The organism is Plantibacter sp. RU18, from assembly GCF_050613355.1.
In the GTDB taxonomy this organism is placed as follows: domain Bacteria; phylum Actinomycetota; class Actinomycetes; order Actinomycetales; family Microbacteriaceae; genus Plantibacter.
This window is the reverse complement of record NZ_CP159618.1, coordinates 2,287,183-2,307,688: the sequence shown is the minus strand read 5'-3', so window position 1 is coordinate 2,307,688 and position 20,506 is coordinate 2,287,183. Positions and strand designations below refer to the sequence as shown.

The following is a 20,506-nucleotide window of genomic DNA, read 5'->3' as shown; positions in this document are numbered from 1 at the left end:
GGTCCCAGATCTGAAGGAGCCCACCTGTGACGAACCCTCTGGCCGCCGGATCCCTCGCCGGGAAGAACGTCCTCGTGACGGGCTCCTCCCGCGGTATCGGCGCCGACACCATCCGCTACTTCGCCGGAGCCGGCGCGAATGTCGTCATCAACTACCGCAACAAGGAGGCGCGCGCGGTGAAGCTCGCCGACGAGGTACGCGCGCTCGGAGTGCAGGCCGTCGTCGTCGGAGCGGATCTCACCGATCCCGAGTCGGTCGCAGCGATGTTCGCCACGACCAAGGCCGAACTGGGCGACCTCGACGTACTCGTCCTGAACGCCTCTGGCGGCATGGAGAGTGGCATGGCGGAGGACTACGCGATGCAGCTCAATCGCGATGCGCAGGTGAGCGTCGTCGAGCATGGACTCCCGCTGCTCGGACCGGGTTCGCGCATCGTGTTCGTCACGAGCCACCAGGCCCACTTCATCCGGACGACGCCGACGATGCCCGAGTACGTCCCCGTCGCGACGTCCAAGCGCGCCGGCGAGGATGCGCTTCGCGCCAAGCAGGCCGACTTCGACGCGGCCGGCGTCGGGTTCGTCGTCGTCTCCGGCGACATGATCGAGGGCACGATCACCGCGACGCTCCTCGAGCGCGCGAACCCGGGCGCGATCAGTTCACGCAAGGAGTCCGCGGGACGCCTCTACAACGTCGGGGAGTTCGCTGCGGAGGTCGCCGCGGCATCGGTCGACCCGATCCCCGAGAACCACACCCGCTATGTCGGCGACACGAGCGACTTCGTCGCCGAGTAACACCCACCCTCACGACGAACGGCCGGTCCTGGAAGGGCCGGCCGTTCGCGTTCGATCGGAGGGTCAGGCGGCGAGGCCGGCCTTCTTGGCCTGCTTGCCGAACGTGATCGCCTGGACGATCTCCACGACGCCGGCGGCGATCAGGAAGAACGCCGTCACGAGGAGCAGCGTGAACGCCGCGAGGACGGGGTTCGCGAGGACGAAGATACCGGCGACGACGCTGATGACACCGTAGAGAACGGTGATCCAGCGCGACACGTCGGGTGAGGCGTCGAACAGTGACGCCACGCCTTCGATGATCCAGGAGATGCCGATCACGAACACGAGGGCGCCGATGCCGAGCAGCGGGTCGATGAAGATGTAGACACCCGCGAGCAGGAGCAGCACGCCGAAGACGATCGTCAACACGCGCCACGCTCCGCCGAGGTCCTTCGCGACGATGCCGCGCGTGATGCGGGCGATGCCCGCGATGAGGAAGTAGATCGCGAAGATCCAGGCGACGGCGACAAGCGACGCCTTCGGCGCGGCGAGCAGGAAGATGCCGAGTGCGATCGTGAGGATGCCACCGATCGCGAAGGCCCAGCGGATGCCCCGGATCTGGCTCGCGGAGAGCTTCGCGGAGTTCAAGACGTAGGTGGTGGTGACGATGGACGGTTCAGACATGGTCGGCTCCTGACAGGCGAACAGTGCGGTGCAACCGTAGCGATACGGTCGCGTATCCCAGTGTGACGCACTCGCACAGCATTTTCACAGCATGAAGGAGTGTTTCGTCAACTCGACGCCTGTCGGACATCTGGGCGGACGCGGATCGCTCGTCTGACGCCCGGCTACGCTGTCACTCATGAACGATTCGCCTCCCGCGACCCCGCTCGCCGACAGCCACGACCTCATCCGGGTGCAGGGCGCACGGGAGAACAACCTCAAGGACATCAGCGTCGAGATCCCGAAGCGTCGATTGACGGTGTTCACCGGTGTCTCGGGCTCGGGCAAGAGCTCTCTGGTGTTCGGGACGATCGCCGCCGAATCGCAGCGCATGATCAACGAGACCTACAGCGCCTTCGTCCAGGGCTTCATGCCGTCGCAGGCGCGCCCCGACGTCGACATCCTCGAAGGACTGACGACCGCCATCATCGTCGATCAGGAGCGCATGGGCGCAAACTCGCGGTCCACCGTCGGCACTGCGACCGACGCGAACGCGATGCTACGAATCCTCTTCAGCCGGCTCGGCGACCCGTCGATCGGCTCTCCGCAGGCGTACTCGTTCAACGTGGCGTCGGTCAGCGGAGCCGGGGCCGTCACCATCGAACGCGGGGGACAGAGCACGAAGGAACGTCGCAGTTTCTCCATCACCGGCGGCATGTGTCCGCGATGCGAGGGTATGGGCCTGGTGAACGACATCGATCTCACGCAGCTGTACGACGACAGCAAGTCACTCAACGAGGGCGCTCTGACGATCCCTGGCTACACACCGGACGGCTGGGGTGTGCGGATCTTCACGGGGTCCGGATTCCTCGACGCGGACAAGCCCATCCGCGACTACAGCGAACAGGAGCTCCACGACTTCCTCCGTCATGAACCGACGAAGGTCAAGGTCGGCGACATCAACATGACCTACGAGGGGCTCATCCCGAAGGTGCAGAAGTCGTTCCTGTCGAAGGATCGCGAAGCCATGCAGCCGCACATCCGTGCGTTCGTGGACCGCGCAGTGACCTTCACCACCTGTCCGGATTGCGGCGGCACCCGACTCAGCGCGGGTGCCAGGAGTTCACGCATCGCCGGTCGGAACATCGCCGAACTCTGCGCCATGCAGATCAGCGATCTGGGGGAGTGGGTGAGAGCGCTCGACGAGCCATCGGTCCGCCCGCTGCTCGCCGTGCTGCAGGAGACACTCGACTCCTTCGTCACGATCGGTCTCGGGTATCTGTCGCTTGACCGCGCCACCGGAACACTGTCCGGGGGCGAGGCGCAGCGCACGAAGATGATCCGTCACCTCGGTTCGTCGCTCACCGATGTGACGTACGTGTTCGACGAACCCACCGTCGGTCTGCACCCCCACGACATCCAGCGGATGAACCAGCTACTCCTCCGGCTGCGCGACAAGGGCAACACAGTCCTGGTGGTCGAGCACAAGCCTGAAGCCATCGCCATCGCGGACCACGTCGTCGATCTCGGCCCCGGAGCCGGTACCAACGGGGGAGAGGTGATGTTCGAAGGGACCGTCGATGGTCTGCGCGCGAGCGACACCCTGACGGGGCGACACCTTGACGACCGTGCCGCGGTGAAAACGACGCTGCGCGAACCGACGGGCGTGCTGGAGATCAGGGGAGCGACGGAGCACAACCTGACGGGCGTCGATGTCGACATCCCGCTCGGCGTCCTCGTGGTCGTCACCGGAGTCGCCGGTTCCGGGAAGAGCTCGCTGGTCCATGGATCGGTCGCGGGCCGCGTCGGCGTCGTCACCGTGGACCAGAGCGCCATCCGCGGCTCCCGTCGGAGTAATCCGGCCACGTACACCGGGCTTCTGGAGCCGATCCGCAAGGCGTTCGCAAAGGCGAACGGTGTCAAGCCGGCATTGTTCAGCTCCAACTCCGAGGGGGCCTGCCCCAACTGCAACGGAGCTGGCGTGATCTTCACCGACCTCGGAGTGATGGCGAGCGTCTCGACGGTGTGCGAGGTGTGTGAGGGACGCCGTTTCGATGCTTCTGTTCTGGAATATCAGTTGGGGGAGCGGGACATCAGCGAGGTGCTCGCGATGTCCGTCACCGAAGCCGAGGCATTCTTCGCCGCCGGCCCCGCGAAGACACCGTCCGCGCATACGATCCTCGCCCGGCTCGCCGACGTCGGGCTCGGCTACCTGAGCCTCGGTCAGCCACTGACCACGTTGTCCGGCGGTGAACGCCAGCGGTTGAAGCTTGCGACGCAGATGGCCGACTCCGGTTCGGTGTACATCCTCGACGAGCCGACGACCGGCCTGCACCTGGCGGACGTCGAGAACCTGCTCGGCCTGCTGGACCGTCTCGTCGACTCGGGCAAGTCGGTCATCGTCATCGAACATCATCAGGCGGTCATGGCACACGCGGACTGGCTCGTCGACCTCGGGCCGGGCGCCGGCCACGACGGCGGACGGCTCGTGTTCGCCGGAACGCCGGCAGCGCTCATCGCAACGCGTTCGACCCTTACCGGTGAGCACCTGGCGCAGTACGTCGGCTCCTGACGGACGGGTCATCGTCGAGCTTGTCGATTTCCCCTCACGGAGGCCGTCGAGCCCCTCTCGCGGCGGGCCCCGAAAGAGCTGATAATGCACATTATGTCAACTCGTAAGAAGACTATCTGCAGAATTTGCAGGTAGTCCCCCTGGATACGCTGGCGCGCCAGACGCGCGATCAGCGCTTTGATCTGGGCTTGTTCCATCCGGTCTCTCATTGAGATCCCTCTCGCTGACCGGCTGGAAACGTCAACGGCTCGCGCAGAACCTTGGACTCAGTACGGTCCAACGGCGTACCCGTTCAGTGATGCTCAGGGCCTCGTTCGTTGGAAAACACCCGTGGGAATGGCTCCCGGGAGACGCGAACAACTTCTTCGCGCACCTGCGGGGCGTTCAGAACCTGGCTCATGTACGCCAGCACCAGGATCGCCGCACTCATCTTCCTGCTCTACGGCACCCCGATCGGGAAGATCGTCGCCCTGCGCGCAGAAGACTTCGAAACTACCGCCTACGGGATGACCACCGCCTACGGGATGACCACCGCCCTCGGCTCCCAAGCCGCCCCGGTCCCCGAGCCCCTGACTACCCTGTTCGCCGATCACCTCAGCGACGGCACCCGAACACGGTCCATGAACACCAACTCTCCGTGGCTCTTCCCCTCCCCCGAGACCCGGCACCCACGTCAGCGCGAACACTCTCTGGAACCGCCTCAAAATCTTCAACATCCAACCGCTCGCAACATGCAATACCACCCTCTTTGACCTCTCGAAAGAGCTCGACCCCACGAGCCTCGCCGCGCTCGTCCGCTACTCCTCCATGACAATGACGAACCACGCCGCCCGCGCCGGAACCACGATGGCCAGCTACCCGGCGTCGCGCACGAAATGAGATCAGAGCCCCCCCCCCCCCCCGCGCTGCTACGGACGAAAGGCGCCCATGCCACATGAGCCCAAGCAGCACGGCGAGGCATCCCTCCCGAGTACCATCTCTGCGCGTTGGGCCGCAGATCACGGACCCAAGGCGCCGCCGTTCCCAAAATGTGTTCCGATTCTCAGAACGACAGGTAAATCGCTACACAAGAATACTAGATAACAGGTGTTGGTCCTTATTACGCCTTGACACACAAACACCATGCACCTAGCTTGGCTGTAGTGGCGACGACGCCGCGGATATGGAGAACGACCGTGAAGATTGCACATTTCGCCAGTATTTCCACGATGGCCGCTCTGGCCTTGATAGTCGCGAGTTCCCTGCCGGCAACAGCCAACTCTGCCTTCCACGTCGCCGACGACATTGTCAGTTCGAATGGGCTGGCTTCCATGCCCGTCGACCCATCCGATGGATCTCCCTCGACCTCGGCGAAGCCGGCAACCTCAATATCGGTCTGCCAGCCGCGGACACGGCCAGTAGCGCGCGATTGATTGGCGGCGAGGTGACCTATGACAACAACGACGGCTCGAAGACCACGCCGGTGGTGCCCGCGGACGGCGGCCTGCAGATTCTCACCACGATTGAAGACGCCGGTGCCCCCACAACGTATGAGTACGATTTCGCGACGCAGGGAGAGCCTGTAGCTCTCGAGCTTCTCGAAGGCGGCGGCGTACTCGTGTCCGACAGCGACGGTGTTGTCATCAACCTGCTCGCGGCGCCATGGGCATTCGACGCTAACGGTGCCGCCGTTCCAACGTGGTACTCAGTCGAAGGCAACGTGCTCACCCAGCATGTGCAGCACGCCGACGCCGCGTACCCGGTCGTGGCAGACCCTCGCCTGACCTGCGACGCGCTGTTCTGTACGGTAGTGCTCAGCAAGGCCGAGACCCAGACAGTCGCGAGCCACGGCGGTACCGCGGCCGCGATCCTGGGAGCCGCATGCGCGCTCCTCGGTACCGTTGTGGCTGGCGCGCTCTGCGCAGCGGGCGCATCCTGGGCACAGGGAACCGCGTCAGACGCTCTGGCTCAGGGGCAGTGCCTCGGGGTCCGTAAGTTCCACTACGTTGCAGCAGCGACCTTCCCAGTCGTCACAGCCTGCTAGCCCGAGAACGGAGAATCCGATGAACACGCAGGACACACCGCCCACAGGGACGGCCGCCGTCGCTATCGGCATCGTCCTCGCCGGCATGACGATTGCCGTTGGGATCTCCGCGGCGATTTCTTCCGGAGCCGCCCCTCCAGCCTGGTTCGTTGGCAGCTCGTTTGCGGCTGTCGTCGTCGTCTTCGCTCCCAGTCTCATCAAGCCAGGCCCCGCTCGATGGCGTATGGCCGTTGATACAGGCACGACTCGCATGCTGCTCGGCGCTGGTCTCGTAATCGCCGCTCTCGCCCTCACGTCCGCACTGATCGGACTGCCTCCGATGGTCACGACGGCAATCGCGGCAGTGATGGCCGGCTACACCATCGGGGCAACTCTGGCTCTCATCACACGGAGCTAGCGGCAAGAGGCCGGCAGAGAGCCCATCGGGCGCAGCATTCGGGCACATGCCTGCGTGCTGCGCCTGACGCGTGTTTGCGAGCACCCCGACGGCCGCCTCGCTATCAGCCATCGCACGACAACGGCTCGTGCGAGCAATAGTCCCCATCGTGATAAGCCGCATATCCAGTCAAACGGATTCCGGCTTCGCGTTGCGCACTCAGGCGACGCACGCACTCCTCCCCGGCGACGCCACTGCGTGGACCGATCAGGACGCATCCGGACAGAGGACCACTCGCGTTCCACAGCTCGCTACACCGAGGTCGCCGTCAACGGTGCTGCACCCGGCGACCCTCGGCGAGGACGACGCGGCTTGGAGACGTTCAGGTTGCAACCTCGACTCCGCCCCGCTCCCCGACCGGACGAAATGCGCTCTGAACAGGGATTGCCGAGCTTGAATTCTCGGTAGAGTGGCTACTCTAGAGTCGCTGCTCTACTTACTTGTATACTGCCTGTATGCCTCGAACCGTCGATCCCGTGCGCCTGACCCAGCGTCGCTCGCTCATCCTCGCGGCCGCATATCGCCAATTCGCGACCTCCGGGTACGAGCGCACGACAACCGCTTCGATCTGCAGCGAGGCCGGGATAGCCTCCGGCACCTTCTTCCACTACTTCCCCACAAAGCTGGCGGTGTTCGTCATGCTGCTGCACGCGAACGCCGACTCGACAACGCAGCACCTCGAACGCATTTCGCAATTCGACCGCGGCCTGCCCGCAATCCTCGACCATGTCCGCGAAGTCGAGCGGGAACGCGCGACGGAACACTCGGTCGGATTCGCGAACGCGATCGCGGGCGTCGCGCATCTCCCCGAGGTCGCTGCCGCGGTGAACGAGAACGCCTCGAGCATCGACGACTTCCTCCGCGGCCATCTCGAGGCGGCCAGCGTGCAGGGCGACATCCGGAGTGACGTGGCTCCGGCACAGCTCGCGGCCTGGACCCGCTGGCTGCTCGACGGCGCCGCTCGGGACCCGATCGGCGCCACTCCCCCGGCTGGCACCCTCATCCAGGCGGTTCAGACGCTCCTGACGTCACGCTGACCCGCTCGAAGGTGGTCAGCTGGGGCTGATCACACGATCAGGATCCTTGTCCCACTGCGCCATGCCGAACTCGTTGACCGGCACTGCCGATTCCGACGGGTCCGGCAAGCGCTCGGCCGTCGGGCAGTACATGAAGTGGTCGTGCCCCGAGGAACGGTCGAACGCATGCTCGGACAGTGCGTGCCCGCACACCGTGCACTGTTGTTCCGAGGCCTCCGACACCGTTGTCTGCTCATTCATGGCGGTCATGCTACGCCGGCCGACTCCTCCGGCCACCCCGTTGCGCAGCCGTCCGTGACGTGCTCCGGCTCAAGCCGCCGCGGGGCATCGCCGAACCTCAGAGCTCGCCGAACCCCGACTCGATCAGCGAACCCAGGGCGTCCACTGCGGCTTCGGCGTCCGGACCGTCAGCCTGCAAGTCGACGTCGGCTCCCTTCACCAGACCGAGCGCCATGATCCCGAGAAGACTCTTGGCGTCCTTCCCATTCACGACGACCTTCGCGGAGAAGGTGCTCGCGAGCTTCACGAATTCGGCCGCCGGGCGAGCGTGCAGGCCGTCCTTGTTGCGCAGCGTCACGGTCGTACCGGCGGCGTGCGACACCGACGTCGTCGACCCGCTCGCGTCGGGCGCTCCTCCGGCGGCGAGCGGCTCCGGTGTTCCGACGGCGGACCGTGCGGCAGCAACCACCTCGTCGAGCGACGCGCCGGTCTGGGCGGCGACCGCTGCGGCCACTCCGCCCTCGACGAGCGGAGCATCGACGATGCGCACCCGCGCCCGGACGTCGTCGTCGAGGAAGTCGAGCGCAGTCTCGGCCGTCAGGATCGCAGACCCGAGATCGCACAGGACGACGACTCCGTCACCACGGTCCGTCATGGCGATACCCGCCTGCACGAGCTCGAAACTCGTCCCGATCCCGCCTTCGTCTGTGCCGCCGGCCGCCGCGAGGGATGCATCCGGTGCCATCTGACGCGCGAGCGCGATGAGCCCCTCGGCTATCTGAGCACTGTGGGAGACGAACACGACTCCGACCGACACCCCGCTCATGCCGCTGCCTCCGCCGCCGTCGCCGCGGCCCGGAGCAGGTAGGCGGTCGATTGCGCGCCCGGGTCACGGTGGCCGATCGCGCGTTCGCCGAGGTAGCTCGCGCGCCCCTTCCGCGCAACGAGCGGCTCGGTCGCGACAGCACCCTCGAGCGCCGCTGTCGCAGCGGCATCGAGCACTCCGGCTGGCGTCGCGCCGGAGGCCGCAGCCGCGACCGCGGCGTCGACGGCCGGCGTCCACGCGTCCACCATCGTCTTGTCGCCGGACTCCGCCTTGCCACGGAGCACGACCCCGTCGTGCGCAGCGGTCAGCATCGCGACGACACCGTCGGCGTCGAGTTCGGTCGATCCCGAGACGGCGATCGAGGCTTTCAGCAACGCCGTACCGTAGAGCGGGCCGCTGGCACCACCCACCGTCGAGATCAGCGTGGTCGCAGCGAGCTTGAGGATGTCAGCCGGCGACGCGTCGGCCGGCTGATCCGCGAGCTTCGGCACGATCGCCGAGAAGCCGCGGTCGAGGTTCTCGCCGTGGTCGCCGTCGCCGATCTCCCGATCCAGGGTGATGAGTTCGACCCGGTGCTCGGCGACGACCTCTGCGCTCGCTTGCATCCAGGCGATCGCCCATGCTCCATCGAGACCCATCCCTGCCTACCTTCCCCACCGGAGCGCCGCCGTCTGCACGGGGGCGTCCCACAATTCGATCAGTTCGTCGTCGAGCTTCAGCAGCGTGATCGAGACACCCTGCATCTCCAGACTCGTGGTGTAGTTGCCCACCAGGGAACGGGCGATCTCGATGCCGTGCTCCGCGAGGGCCTCTGCGACACGCCGGGACACGATGAACAACTCGACCTGCGGCGTCCCACCCATCCCGTTGACGAGCACGAGCGCCCGTTCTCCGCGTTCGTACGGAAGGTCCTCCAGCACGGCCGCGAGCAGCCGATCGACGATGCGGTCGGCTGGCTCCATCGGGATGCGTTCGCGCCCGGGCTCGCCGTGGATCCCGATGCCGATCTCGATCTCATCGTCCGCGAGGGTGAAGCTCGGCTCTCCGGCGTGCGGCACGACGCAGGGCGTCAGAGCGACACCCATCGTCCGTGTCCGCTCATTGACACGGGTCGCGATGTCCGCGACCTCGTCGAGACTCCCCCCTGCCTCAGCCCGGGCACCGGCGATCTTCTCGACCAGGACGGTGCCCGCCACCCCTCGTCGTCCAGCGGTGTAGAGCGAGTCCTTGACGGCCACATCGTCGTTGACGACCACCGATCGGACCTCGATACCGTCGGCTAACGCAAGGTCGGCAGCGGTCTCGAAGTTCAGGACGTCGCCGGTGTAGTTCTTGACGATGTGGAGCACGCCGACGCCGCCGTCGACAGCCTTGGTCGCCGCGAGGATCGGGTCAGGGGTCGGTGAGGTGAAGACCGGTCCAGGCACGGCTGCATCGAGCATCCCGAAACCGACGAATCCCCCGTGCAACGGCTCGTGTCCGCTGCCTCCACCACTCACGATGCCGACCTTGCCCGCGATCGGAGCGTCGAGTCTGGCGATGAAGACGGGGTCGAGCGAGACCGTGACGAGGTCAGGATGAGCAGCGCCGAAACCGGCCACCGCCTCGTCCACGACGTTCTTCGGATCGTTGATGAGTTTCTTCATTGAATCCTCCTGCAAGATCGGTTCGGGTCCGCCGACCGGGTGCGCCAGCATCGAGTCTCAACCTACGCCGTGCGGCGATCCGCCGATAGGGGCCGCAACGCCTGTGCTCGCGAGAGGCGTCAGCGGGCTCCGAGGGCGCGCGTCGCCTCGACCCAGGCGTCGAGACGCGCGGTCGCGGCTCCGGAGTCGATCGCCTGCGCGGCGCGCTCCAGTCCTGCGGCGAACCGTTCGAGGATGGGACGCTGGGACTGCGCCGGATCCTCGGAGAGCTCGAACGCCACGATGCCCGCTGCAGCGTTCAGCAGCACGATGTCGCGGACTGCTCCCTCCGCGCCGGCGAGCGTCGCCCGGACGACAGCGGCGTTGTGTGCGGCATCCCCACCGATGAGGTCGTCGATGTCCGCCCGGGCGATGCCGAGCTCCCGCGGGTCGAGGTCGTGCTCGGTCACTGCACCGCGGCTGATCTCCCAGAGATGACTGTGGCCCGTCGTGGTGAGTTCATCGAGTCCGTCGTCGCCGCGGAACACGAGCGCTGTCGCGCCGCGGGTCTGGAACACGCCGACGAACAGCGGGATGCGGTCCGCGTGAGCGACCCCGACGGCTGAGGCCTCGGGCCGCGCGGGGTTCACCAGCGGACCGAGGAAGTTGAACACGGTCGGCACGCCCAGCTCAGCCCGGACGGGGCCCGCATGGCCGAAACCCGGGTGGAAGGCAGCGGCGTACGCGAACGTGATCCCCGTCGATGCCAGCACCTCCCCCACGAGTTCGGTCGGCAACGCGAGATCGACGCCGAGCGCCGCGAGGACGTCTGACGAGCCGGAGGCAGAACTCGCGGCTCGGTTGCCGTGTTTGATGACCGGGATCCCGGTCGCCGCTGCCACGATGGACGCCGTCGTGGAAATGTTGACAGTTCCGAAACGGTCGCCACCGGTACCGACGATGTCCAGTGCCCGAGAAGGGGCCACGAGGGGCTTCGCGTGATCGAGGATCGCGTCCCGGAACCCCACGATCTCATCGACCGTCTCCCCCTTGGTCCGCAGCGCGATGAGGAAACCGGCCAGTTGGGCGTCCGTGACCTGACCGGTCATTATCCGTTCCATCGCCCAGGTCGACTCCGACACGCTGAGATCGGTTCCGGCGAGGAGGTCGCCGATGAGCGTCGGCCAGGTCGTGAGAGGCATATCGACGATCCTACAAGTGCGACCCGCCGAGCTCCGAAGTCGGTGGGGAGCCCCTGAATCACATGAATCCCGCAGGAGAACCGGAGATTTCGGTCAGGAACTAAGGCTAGCCTTACTGATCAGACTGCCCTCCGGACCCCCGAAATGCGAAAAACCCCTCCCGCTTTCGGCCATAATGGAGGGGTGACGAGCACCTCAATCAACCTCGCGCCGAGCGCGCCCCGGATCAACCGACCGAACCCGGTCGCGGTTGGAACGATCGTCTGGCTGGGCAGCGAGGTCATGTTCTTCGCCGGCCTGTTCGCGATCTACTTCACGCTGCGATCGATGGCCCCCGAGCTGTGGGCTGCAGAAGCCGGACGGCTGAACGTCCCGTACTCGACGATCAACACGATCATCCTCGTGTCCTCGTCGTTCACGTGCCAGTTCGGCGTCTTCGCCGCAGAGCGGATGCAGCCTCGCATGACGGGCTGGAGCCCGCGCAAGTGGGGCATGGTCGAGTGGTTCTTCCTCACCTACGCACTCGGTGCCGTCTTCGTCGCCGGTCAGGTCATGGAGTACGCGACGCTGGTGAGCGAGGGCATCTCCCTCAACTCGAACGCCTACGGCTCGGCCTTCTACCTCGCGACGGGCTTCCACGGCCTGCACGTGACCGGCGGACTGATCGCCTTCCTGCTCGTCATCGGCCGCGCCTTCGCGGTCAAACGATTCGGCCACAAGGAGGCGACGAGCGCCATCGTCGTGTCGTACTACTGGCACTTCGTCGACGTCGTGTGGATCGGCCTCTACTTCGTCATCTACATCCTGCGATAACCCGGAATGACTGACTCCATGAAGACTGACCTCACCCAGCCGGCAGCCCCCAAGGGCAGCACGAAGACCGCGCGCAAGAACCGGAAGACCGGGCGTCGCAGCCCGCTCGCCTCGGTGGCACTGCTCGCGATCGGCCTCCTGTTCACCGGCGGCGCGTACGCGGCGTTCAGCGTGAGCACCGCCAGTGCAGAACCCGCCTCGGCAGCGAACACGCAGGCCTCCGTGGACGAGGGCGAGAAGCTCTTCTCCGCCAACTGCGCCACCTGCCACGGCCTCGATATGCAGGGCACGACCGCCGGTCCGAGCCTCCTCGGTGTGGGTGCGGCTGCCGTCGACTTCCAGGTCGGCACCGGCCGTATGCCCCTGCAGAACCAGGGCCCCCAGGCTCCGGAGAAGCCGGTGCAGTTCACCGAGGAACAGATCTCCTCGCTTGCCGCCTACGTCGCATCGGTCGCCCCCGGCCCTCAGATCCCCGCCGAGGAGTACCTCGACGGCAACGGTGACGCATCCAACGGCGCCCAGCTCTTCCGGATCAACTGCGCGATGTGCCACAACGTCGCGGCTGCCGGCGGCGCCCTGACCGAGGGGAAGTACGCTCCCTCGCTCGTCGGCGTCAGCGCAGCACACATCTACGAAGCCATGATCACCGGCCCGCAGAACATGCCGGTCTTCAACGACATGAACCTGTCCCCCGAGGACAAGCGCGACATCATCACGGCGCTCAAGTTCATGGAGAACAACCCGTCACCGGGCGGTAACGACCTCGGCTCGCTCGGGCCCGTCTCCGAAGGCCTCTTCCTGTGGATCTTCGGCCTCGGCTCGATCGTCGCCCTCACCGTCTGGATCACCGCGAAGTCGAACTGACCTTCGCGGATCGACATCACGTAAGAAGGAGCACAATGGCTCACGACAACTCGAGCGGCTCGGAGATTCAAGCCGCCGACTCGTCTGCCGATCCGTCCGCCCACGGGCAGGAGCTGCAGGTTGCGACCGGTACCGGGGTCATCACCCGCGATGCTGTGGTCGACCCTGGTCTGCCGCCCCACCGGAAGCGCGTCACGGACCTCGACCCCAAGAAGGACAAGCGGGCCGAGCGCGCCGTCTACACGCTCTTCTACCTGTCGATCGTCGGCAGCGTCTGGGCGGTCGCCGCCTACATCGCGTTCCCGATCGAACCCGAGGACATCGGTTCCGTCCGCCTGAACAACCTGTTCATCGGTCTCGGCATGGCACTCGCCCTGCTCGCGATCGGCATCGGCGCCGTGCACTGGGGCAAGGCCCTCATGCACGATGAAGAGGGCATCGACTACCGGCACAAGGTCGGTGGAAACCAGGAGAGCCGCGATCGTGCGGTCGAGATCATGCACCTGGGCAACGTCGAGTCCGGCATCGGCCGACGCACGCTCATCCGCAACAGCCTCATCGGTTCGCTCATCGTGTTCCCGCTGCCCGGTATCGCCCTCTTCCGCGGACTTGCACCGTACGACGAAGACCCGGTCGAGCTCATGCAGCACACGATGTGGAAGGAAGGAACGCGTCTCGCTCGCGACCCCTCCGGCACACCGATCAAGGCGTCGGACGTCACCCTGGGCAGCGCGTTCCATGTGATCCCGGAGAACCTCCACGAGGCGGATCACGTCCTCAACGAGAAGGCCAAGGCCATCGTCCTGCTCATGCGGCTGAAGCCCGAGGATCTCGTCGAGGAGGAGTCCAAGAAGGACTGGTCCTACGACGGCATCGTCGCCTACTCCAAGGTGTGCACGCACGTCGGTTGCCCGGTTGCGCTCTACGAGCAGCAGACCCACCACCTCCTCTGCCCGTGCCACCAGTCGCAGTTCGACGTCACGAACCACTGCGCGGTCATCTTCGGCCCGGCCGCACGGCCGCTTCCGCAGCTGCCGATCACCATCGACGACGAGGGCTACCTCGTCGCGCGGAGCGACTTCCATGAACCTGTCGGCCCGAGCTTCTGGGAGCGTCATTGAGTACCTCGACTGCAACACGCGCCCCTGAGCAGGCTCCGGCCGCTCCGGCGAAGAAGTCCGGTGGCTTCACGGCCGCCGCGGCGAACTACATCGAAGAACGAACCTCGGTCTCGGTCGCGGTCAAGGAGTTCGGTCGCAAGATCTTCCCCGACCACTGGTCGTTCCTCCTCGGCGAGGTCGCACTCTACAGCTTTGTCATCATCCTGCTGTCGGGTTCGTTCCTCACCTTCTTCTTCCAGGCCTCGATGGCCGAGGTCCACTACGACGGATCGTTCGTCCCGCTGAAGAACATCGAGATGTCGGTCGCCATGGCGTCCACACTGGACATCTCGTTCGACATCCGCGGTGGCCTGCTCATGCGTCAGGTGCACCACTGGGCGGCACTGCTGTTCGTCGCCTCCATCGGGCTGCACATGCTGCGCATCTTCTTCACCGGTGCGTTCCGCAAGCCTCGTGAGCTCAACTGGGTGATCGGATTCGTCCTGTTCATCCTCGCGATGGCGGAAGGCTTCACCGGCTACTCCCTCCCCGACGACCTGCTCTCCGGAAACGGCCTGCGGATCATCGACGGAATGGTCAAGGGCCTGCCGATCATCGGCACCTGGACGACATTCCTGTTGTTCGGTGGCGAGTTCCCGGGCACCGACATCGTCGGCCGCCTGTACACGCTGCACATCCTGCTGCTCCCGGCGATGGTGCTCCTCTTCATCGCTCTGCACCTGATGTTCGTCGTCGTGCACAAGCACACGCAGTTCCCGGGCGCTGGCCGCACCGAGCAGAACGTCGTCGGCTTCCCGGTCCTCCCGGTGTACGCCGCCAAGGCCGGTGGGTTCTTCTTCATCGTCTTCGGCGTCGTGATGCTGATCGCGTCACTGTTCACCATCAATCCGATCTGGAACTACGGGCCATACGACCCGTCACCTGTGTCTGCAGGTACCCAGCCGGACTGGTACATCGGATTCGCCGACGGCGCTCTCCGACTCGTTCCACCTCACCTCGAGTTCGTCCTCTGGGACCACACGTTCTCGTTCAACATCATCCTTCCCGTCCTCGTCCTCGGTCTGTTCATCGTCACGGTGTTCATCTATCCGTTCGTCGAAGGCTGGATCACCGGTGACAAGCGCGAGCACCACATCCTCGACCGTCCACGCAACGCCCCGACGCGCACGGCGATCGGTGCGGCCGGTGTCACGTTCTACGCGGCCCTGTGGGCAGCGGCGAGCTCGGACATCATCGCAACGCACTTCAAGGTGACCATGGAAGGTGTGATCCACACCCTCCAGGCCATCCTGATCCTCGGTCCGTTCATTGCGTACTTCCTTGCGAAGCGCACCTGCCTCGCCCTCATGAAGAAGGATCGCGAGATCCTCCTCCACGGGTACGAGTCCGGTCGAATCGTCCGGCTCCCCGGCGGCGAGTACATCGAGGTCCACGAGCCCGTCGACGAGTACGAGCGCTGGCGCCTGGCGAGCTACAAGGACCACAAGCCCCTGATGATCCGCCCGAACGCCAAGGGCAAGATCACGGGCATGCAGAAGGCCCGAGCAGCTCTCTCGCGCTGGTTCTTCGAAGACCGGATCGCTCCGGTCACGCAGACCGAGATCGAGAAATCGCACGACCACCACTAGCTCTACCAGCATCACCGGAACCCCGGCGTCCATTCGGATGCCGGGGTTTCGTCGTCATCCACCCTCGTGCCGGTGGCGCTGACGATCGACACTCCCCCGGCGTTCCATCGGTAACGCGCCCCGAGGCATGCATGTGCCGTTACATGATGGGCCCCATCCACGCAGCGCCCTCCCCGGCAGCTGATCGCACACCTGGACCTGGCGTCACAGCGTTGAAGACGGTGCTCGTTGACGAGCTCATGGAGCGGGTGGTGCTGCTGATGTCAGGATCGAGGGCGCACTCGTCGACACAGCGTTCACAGAACACGGCCATGGCCGCATTTCCACGAACAGCGAGGGTGGCACAAGAGGCCTGCCGTCGTACTGTCCGCGCCGGTGAGCCGTCCCGGCCGCCTCACCGGCGCTCCCCCGATGCGACCATCCATGGAGAGCGATGGCCGGCAGTTGCGCGCATCGGCAAAGCCGCTCATGGCTGTGCGTCGCGCCATGCTGACCCGCACGGCTCGAGGAGCAGCGCAGGCTGCGATCCAGATCGGTGATCACCTGCCACAACACAGAGAACGCCCCGGAGCAGGAGGCTCCGGGGCGTTCCGAGGAACTACGTCGTCGTCGTTCAGCCGAGCGGCAGGATCTTCTTGTAGAACTCAGCCGTCACGTTGTATCCGAGACGTCGGTAGAAGTCGCCGGCACGCGACGTCGACATCGTGAGTTGACGGGCACCTCGCTCGACGGCATAGTGCTCGTTCGCCTCCACCAGGGCAGAACCGATACCGGCACCGCGGGCGCTCTCGTCGACGACGAGCTCCTGCAGATGAGCGGTCAGGCCAGCCGAGTGCAGCAGACGGGACACGCTCATGAGCGTGTATCCGACCACGTGCTCGTCCTGGTCGATCGCGACGTAGAGCACGTTCGTCTCGTCTTCACGGGGGCGCATGACGTTGTTGTACGCCGTCACGAAGTCATCCGCACCAGGCGGGATCGATCCGGTGATGAGCTGTCCCGCGAGTCCGAAGACCGCAGAACGATCGTCGGGCTGTCCCCGGCGGATGCTGAACGAGGTCACCATCAGCGTGCGAAGTAACCGCGGTAGTACTCGTAGTTCCAGCCGACGACCGCGATGACCACCAAGGGGATACCGATGATCGCGATCCAGAAGCCGACAGCCAGACCGAGCACGAGCAGCGCGCACGCACCAGCGAGGATGATGGGCCACCAGCTCCACGGGCTGAAGTGACCGAGCTCGGGGTCGCCGTCGTCGATGTTCGCGGTCAGGGTGTCCTCGGGAAGCTCGGCTCCCTGGCTCTTGTGCACGCGGCTCAGGTAGAACCCGAGGAACGCACTCAGGATAGCCGCGAGGGCCAGCGTGACCGTTCCGACCCACTCGACGCGTCCATGCAGCGGATCGACGAGCGACCACACCGTGTACACGGCGCAGAGCAGTGCACAGAAGACCGTCAGGATCGTGAAGAGGATGACATTCGCGCGCATTGGCTACTTCACCTTTCCAGCATCGATGTCGAGCGTCGGGGCATCAGGAGCATCCTTCGCCGGGCCCACGCCGACCGGGATACCCACCTCGGGGTGGTGCAGGTCGAATGCCGGGCGCTCCGAACGGATACGCGGGATGGAGACGAAGTTGTGACGCGGCGGCGGCGAGCTGGTCGCCCACTCGAGCGAACCGCCGTAGCCCCACGGGTCGTCTTCAGTGACACGGGGCGCCTTGCGCGTGGTGATGTACACGTTCAGGAAGAACGGCAGCAACGAGATCGCGAGGATGAAGGATCCGACCGTCGACAACTGGTTCATCCAAGTGAAGCCGTCCTCCGGCGAGTATGTCGCGTAGCGACGAGGGAAGCCGATGACACCCAACCAGTGCTGGATGAGGAACGTCGTGTGGAAGCCGATGAAGAGCAGCCAGAAGTGCCAGTAGCCGAGCTTCTCGTTCAGCATCTTGCCGGTCCACTTCGGCCACCAGAAGTAGAAGCCGGCGAACATCGCGAAGACGACGGTGCCGAAGACGACGTAGTGGAAGTGGGCGACGACGAAGTACGAGTCGGACACGTGGAAGTCGAGTGGCGGCGAGGCCAGGATGACACCGGTGAGACCACCGAAGACGAAGGTGATCAAGAAGCCGATCGACCAGAGCATCGGCGTCTCGAAGGTCACTGAACCGCGCCACATGGTGCCGAGCCAGTTGAAGATCTTCACGCCGGTCGGGACCGCGATGAGCATCGTCATGAGCGCGAAGAACGGCAGCAGCACCGAGCCGGTGACATACATGTGGTGCGCCCACACCGTCACGGACAGCGCCGCGATGGCGATCGTTGCGTAGATGAGGGTCTTGTACCCGAAGATCGGCTTGCGGCTGAACACGGGGAAGATCTCAGAGACGATGCCGAAGAACGGCAGCGCGATGATGTAGACCTCGGGGTGGCCGAAGAACCAGAACAGGTGCTGCCACAGGATGACGCCACCGTTGGCCGCGTCGTAGATGTGCGCGTCGAAGACGCGGTCGGCGGCGAGAGCGAAGAGCGCCGCTGCAAGGACCGGGAAGGCCATCAGCACGAGGATCGAGGTCACGAGGACGTTCCACGTGAAGATCGGCATGCGGAACATCGTCATGCCGGGGGCACGCATCGTGATGATCGTGGTGATGAAGTTGACGCCACCGAGGATCGTGCCGAACCCGCTGAGCGCGAGGCCGAGGACCCAGAGATTACCGCCGAGACCTGGCGAGAAGGTGGTACTCGACAACGGCGAGTAGGCGAACCATCCGAACGCTGCAGCACCCTGCGGGGTGAGGAATCCGCCGACGGCGATCAGGCTACCGAACGCATAGAGCCAGAAGGCGAAGGCGTTCAGCCGCGGGAAAGCGACATCGGGTGCGCCGATCTGCAGCGGCATGAGCGCGTTCGCGAAGCCGGCGAAGAGCGGCGTCGCGAACATGAGCAGCATGATCGTGCCGTGCATCGTGAAGAGCTGGTTGTACTGCTCTTTGGTCTCGACGATCGTCCCGCCCGGCTCGAAGAGCTGCGCGCGGATGATGAGAGCCATCACGCCGCCGAGGCAGAAGAAGATGAACGAGGCGATCAGGTACATGTACCCGATCGTCTTGTGGTCGGTGGAGGTGATCCACTTAACCAGGACGTTGCCCTTGCGCTCGACCGTGTTGCGTCCCATGACGCTCGCCTGGCCGGCGGGAAGCGTGGTGGAGGTCATTCCGCGTCTCCGTGCTCTTCGAGACCCGCCGGCGCCTTGGTGCCTGGCAGGTTGCTGTTGCGGTCGTACTCGGTGCCGTAGTCGCCGATGTTGCCCGACTCGGCCAGGTCGGCCAGGTGCTCGTCGTACTCGGCCTGCGACACGACCTTCACGTTGAAGAGCATGAGGGAGTGGTACTCACCACAGAGCTCGGCGCACTTGCCGGCATAGGTGCCCTCGCGCTCAGGCGTGAACGACATGTAGTTGATCTTGCCGGGGAACATGTCCTTCTTGTACAGGAAGTCGATGACCCAGAAAGAGTGGATGACATCGCGCGACTGGAGCGCGATCTTCACGGTCTTGCCGACGGGCAGGTACAGGGTTGGGAGTGCGTCCTGGTCGATGACGCCGCCGGGACCCTCGTCGGCCTGGACGCCTGCGGTCCAGACGTCTTCGCCGTCGACGGCCTCGTCGTACACGAAGTCCCAGGCCCACTGCTTGGCGAAGACCTCGATCGCGACATCGGGATCCTCGTACTGGGTCTCGATGGCGTTCTGGTCACGCGCGGTGAAGGCGAAGAAGCCGAGCACCAGGATGAGCGGGACGATCGTGTAGAAGATCTCGATCGGCATGTTGTACCGCAGCTGCACCGGGAGACCGGTCTGGCCCTTGCGGCGTCGGTAGACGATGACGGCCCAGATGATGAGCCCCCATGTCACGACACCGACTGCGAGCAGCACCAGCCATGCCGTCACCCACAGGCCCGCAATACGGTCCGTGTGGTTCGTGACGGGAGATTCGCCCTCGACGAATCCCGGCAGGTAACCATGCAGTTCCGCCTGCGTACAACCCGCCAGGACTATGGCGAGTGTGGCTGCAACCGGAATGGCAAACCATCTGAGACGACGAGTCGAGCGCACCTCTGAAACCTTTCGAATACACACCTGTGGATCGCCCCCAGTCTAGTGGGGATGGGCGGTGAGCGCCGGACCATTCCGGCCCGCGCGGTGGAAACCGGCCGGGAATGACGAAGGGGAAACCACCCTGGACCGGGTGATTTCCCCTTCACGGAAGAATCTGGCTCAATGGAAGCTGTCGCCGCAGGCGCAGCTGCCCTCTGCATTGGGGTTGTCGATGGTGAAACCCTGCTTCTGGATGGTGTCCTCGAAGTCGATCGAGGCCCCGTCGAGGTAGGGCACGCACATCTTGTCGACGATGACCTCGACACCGTCGAAGTCGACCGTCGCATCGCCGTCGAGCATGCGCTCGTCGAAGTAGAGCTGGTAGATGAGACCGGAGCAACCACCGGGCTGCACGGCCACACGCAGTCTGAGGTCGTCGCGGCCCTCCTGCTCGAGCAGGCTCTTGACCTTCTGTGCTGCAGTGTCGGACAGGCCGACTCCGTGAGCCGCGTCGGTCTTGGTCTCGGTCAGGATGGTGTCGCTCATGATGCTCCTCGCGAGGTCGGGTGCGCCGGTCGACGCCTTGGACCGATTCTAACCGCTGCAA

General features: G+C 65.2%; 21 protein-coding genes. 10 read left to right on the top strand and 11 right to left on the bottom strand.

Annotation, left to right across the window (positions count from 1 at the left end; genetic code table 11):
* Positions 1–26 precede the first annotated feature (26 nt).
* On the top strand, positions 27–791 hold the full coding sequence (locus ABMA10_RS11120) for an SDR family oxidoreductase (RefSeq protein ID WP_347868717.1): 765 nt from the start codon (positions 27–29) through the stop codon (positions 789–791).
* Between the two features lie 63 nt (positions 792–854).
* On the opposite strand, the gene ABMA10_RS11115 is transcribed toward ABMA10_RS11120, so the two are convergent.
* Positions 855–1,454, bottom strand: a complete 600-nt coding sequence (locus ABMA10_RS11115; RefSeq protein ID WP_347868716.1) for an HdeD family acid-resistance protein — start codon at positions 1,452–1,454, stop codon at positions 855–857.
* A gap of 178 nt (positions 1,455–1,632) precedes the next feature.
* On the opposite strand from ABMA10_RS11115, the gene ABMA10_RS11110 reads away from it, so the two are divergent.
* The 5 genes from ABMA10_RS11110 (at position 1,633) to ABMA10_RS11090 (ending at position 7,501) form a co-directional block, all read left to right on the top strand.
* Positions 1,633–4,005 carry an ATP-binding cassette domain-containing protein gene (locus ABMA10_RS11110; RefSeq protein ID WP_431031504.1) on the top strand — a complete coding sequence of 791 codons (2,373 nt, stop codon included), beginning with the start codon at positions 1,633–1,635 and terminating at the stop codon, positions 4,003–4,005.
* 398 nt (positions 4,006–4,403) lie between these two features.
* Positions 4,404–4,757, top strand: coding sequence for a hypothetical protein (locus ABMA10_RS11105; RefSeq protein ID WP_347868715.1), 354 nt, complete (start codon positions 4,404–4,406; stop codon positions 4,755–4,757).
* A gap of 410 nt (positions 4,758–5,167) precedes the next feature.
* On the top strand, positions 5,168–6,028 hold the full coding sequence (locus tag ABMA10_RS11100) for a hypothetical protein (protein WP_347866578.1): 861 nt from the start codon (positions 5,168–5,170) through the stop codon (positions 6,026–6,028).
* Between the two features lie 19 nt (positions 6,029–6,047).
* Complete coding sequence (locus ABMA10_RS11095) at positions 6,048–6,425, top strand: hypothetical protein (RefSeq protein ID WP_347866579.1); 378 nt, start codon at positions 6,048–6,050, stop codon at positions 6,423–6,425.
* 494 nt (positions 6,426–6,919) lie between these two features.
* Positions 6,920–7,501 carry a TetR/AcrR family transcriptional regulator gene (locus ABMA10_RS11090; RefSeq protein WP_347866580.1) on the top strand — a complete coding sequence of 194 codons (582 nt, stop codon included), beginning with the start codon at positions 6,920–6,922 and terminating at the stop codon, positions 7,499–7,501.
* Positions 7,502–7,516: 15 nt separating this feature from the next.
* Here the strand turns inward: ABMA10_RS11090 and ABMA10_RS11085 are convergent, their stop codons facing one another.
* The 5 genes from ABMA10_RS11085 to trpD all read right to left on the bottom strand — a co-directional run bounded on the left by ABMA10_RS11085 (position 7,517) and on the right by trpD (position 11,373).
* Positions 7,517–7,741, bottom strand: a complete 225-nt coding sequence (locus tag ABMA10_RS11085; protein ID WP_347866581.1) for a hypothetical protein — start codon at positions 7,739–7,741, stop codon at positions 7,517–7,519.
* A 97-nt stretch (positions 7,742–7,838) separates the two neighbouring features.
* Positions 7,839–8,546 (bottom strand): dihydroxyacetone kinase phosphoryl donor subunit DhaM, encoded by a 708-nt coding sequence (dhaM, locus tag ABMA10_RS11080; protein ID WP_347866582.1) that lies wholly within the window; start codon positions 8,544–8,546, stop codon positions 7,839–7,841.
* Entirely contained in the window at positions 8,543–9,184 is a 642-nt protein-coding gene (dhaL, locus tag ABMA10_RS11075; RefSeq protein ID WP_431031503.1) for a dihydroxyacetone kinase subunit DhaL, read from the bottom strand. Before dhaL ends, dhaM begins: the two co-directional genes overlap by 4 nt.
* A gap of 6 nt (positions 9,185–9,190) precedes the next feature.
* Positions 9,191–10,192 (bottom strand): dihydroxyacetone kinase subunit DhaK, encoded by a 1,002-nt coding sequence (gene dhaK, locus ABMA10_RS11070; RefSeq protein ID WP_431031502.1) that lies wholly within the window; start codon positions 10,190–10,192, stop codon positions 9,191–9,193.
* A 119-nt stretch (positions 10,193–10,311) separates the two neighbouring features.
* Positions 10,312–11,373 (bottom strand): anthranilate phosphoribosyltransferase, encoded by a 1,062-nt coding sequence (gene trpD / locus ABMA10_RS11065; protein ID WP_347866585.1) that lies wholly within the window; start codon positions 11,371–11,373, stop codon positions 10,312–10,314.
* 144 nt (positions 11,374–11,517) lie between these two features.
* Here trpD and ctaE point away from each other — a divergent pair, with 144 nt between their 5' ends.
* The 4 genes from ctaE to qcrB are packed head-to-tail and all read left to right on the top strand — an operon-like array spanning position 11,518 to position 15,799.
* Entirely contained in the window at positions 11,518–12,186 is a 669-nt protein-coding gene (gene ctaE, locus ABMA10_RS11060) for an aa3-type cytochrome oxidase subunit III (protein WP_431031501.1), read from the top strand.
* A gap of 18 nt (positions 12,187–12,204) precedes the next feature.
* Complete coding sequence (gene qcrC, locus ABMA10_RS11055; RefSeq protein ID WP_347866587.1) at positions 12,205–13,050, top strand: cytochrome bc1 complex diheme cytochrome c subunit; 846 nt, start codon at positions 12,205–12,207, stop codon at positions 13,048–13,050.
* 35 nt (positions 13,051–13,085) lie between these two features.
* The gene (gene qcrA, locus ABMA10_RS11050; RefSeq protein WP_347866588.1) at positions 13,086–14,171 is read left to right on the top strand and encodes a cytochrome bc1 complex Rieske iron-sulfur subunit; all 1,086 of its coding nucleotides are present in this window, start codon (positions 13,086–13,088) and stop codon (positions 14,169–14,171) included.
* The gene (qcrB, locus tag ABMA10_RS11045; RefSeq protein ID WP_347866589.1) at positions 14,168–15,799 is read left to right on the top strand and encodes a cytochrome bc1 complex cytochrome b subunit; all 1,632 of its coding nucleotides are present in this window, start codon (positions 14,168–14,170) and stop codon (positions 15,797–15,799) included. Before qcrA ends, qcrB begins: the two co-directional genes overlap by 4 nt.
* 613 nt (positions 15,800–16,412) lie before the next feature.
* Here the strand turns inward: qcrB and ABMA10_RS11040 are convergent.
* The 5 genes from ABMA10_RS11040 to erpA all read right to left on the bottom strand — a co-directional run bounded on the left by ABMA10_RS11040 (position 16,413) and on the right by erpA (position 20,445).
* Positions 16,413–16,862, bottom strand: a complete 450-nt coding sequence (locus ABMA10_RS11040; RefSeq protein ID WP_431031500.1) for a GNAT family N-acetyltransferase — start codon at positions 16,860–16,862, stop codon at positions 16,413–16,415.
* A 2-nt stretch (positions 16,863–16,864) separates the two neighbouring features.
* Positions 16,865–17,287: a cytochrome c oxidase subunit 4 gene (locus ABMA10_RS11035; protein ID WP_347866591.1), complete on the bottom strand. Its 423-nt coding sequence runs from the start codon at positions 17,285–17,287 to the stop codon at positions 16,865–16,867.
* A gap of 3 nt (positions 17,288–17,290) precedes the next feature.
* Positions 17,291–19,018, bottom strand: coding sequence for an aa3-type cytochrome oxidase subunit I (ctaD, locus tag ABMA10_RS11030; protein WP_347866592.1), 1,728 nt, complete (start codon positions 19,016–19,018; stop codon positions 17,291–17,293).
* The gene (ctaC, locus tag ABMA10_RS11025; RefSeq protein WP_347866593.1) at positions 19,015–19,917 is read right to left on the bottom strand and encodes an aa3-type cytochrome oxidase subunit II; all 903 of its coding nucleotides are present in this window, start codon (positions 19,915–19,917) and stop codon (positions 19,015–19,017) included. The genes ctaD and ctaC overlap by 4 nt, the downstream gene beginning before the upstream one ends.
* A gap of 162 nt (positions 19,918–20,079) precedes the next feature.
* On the bottom strand, positions 20,080–20,445 hold the full coding sequence (gene erpA, locus ABMA10_RS11020) for an iron-sulfur cluster insertion protein ErpA (protein WP_431031499.1): 366 nt from the start codon (positions 20,443–20,445) through the stop codon (positions 20,080–20,082).
* Positions 20,446–20,506: the final 61 nt, after the last annotated feature.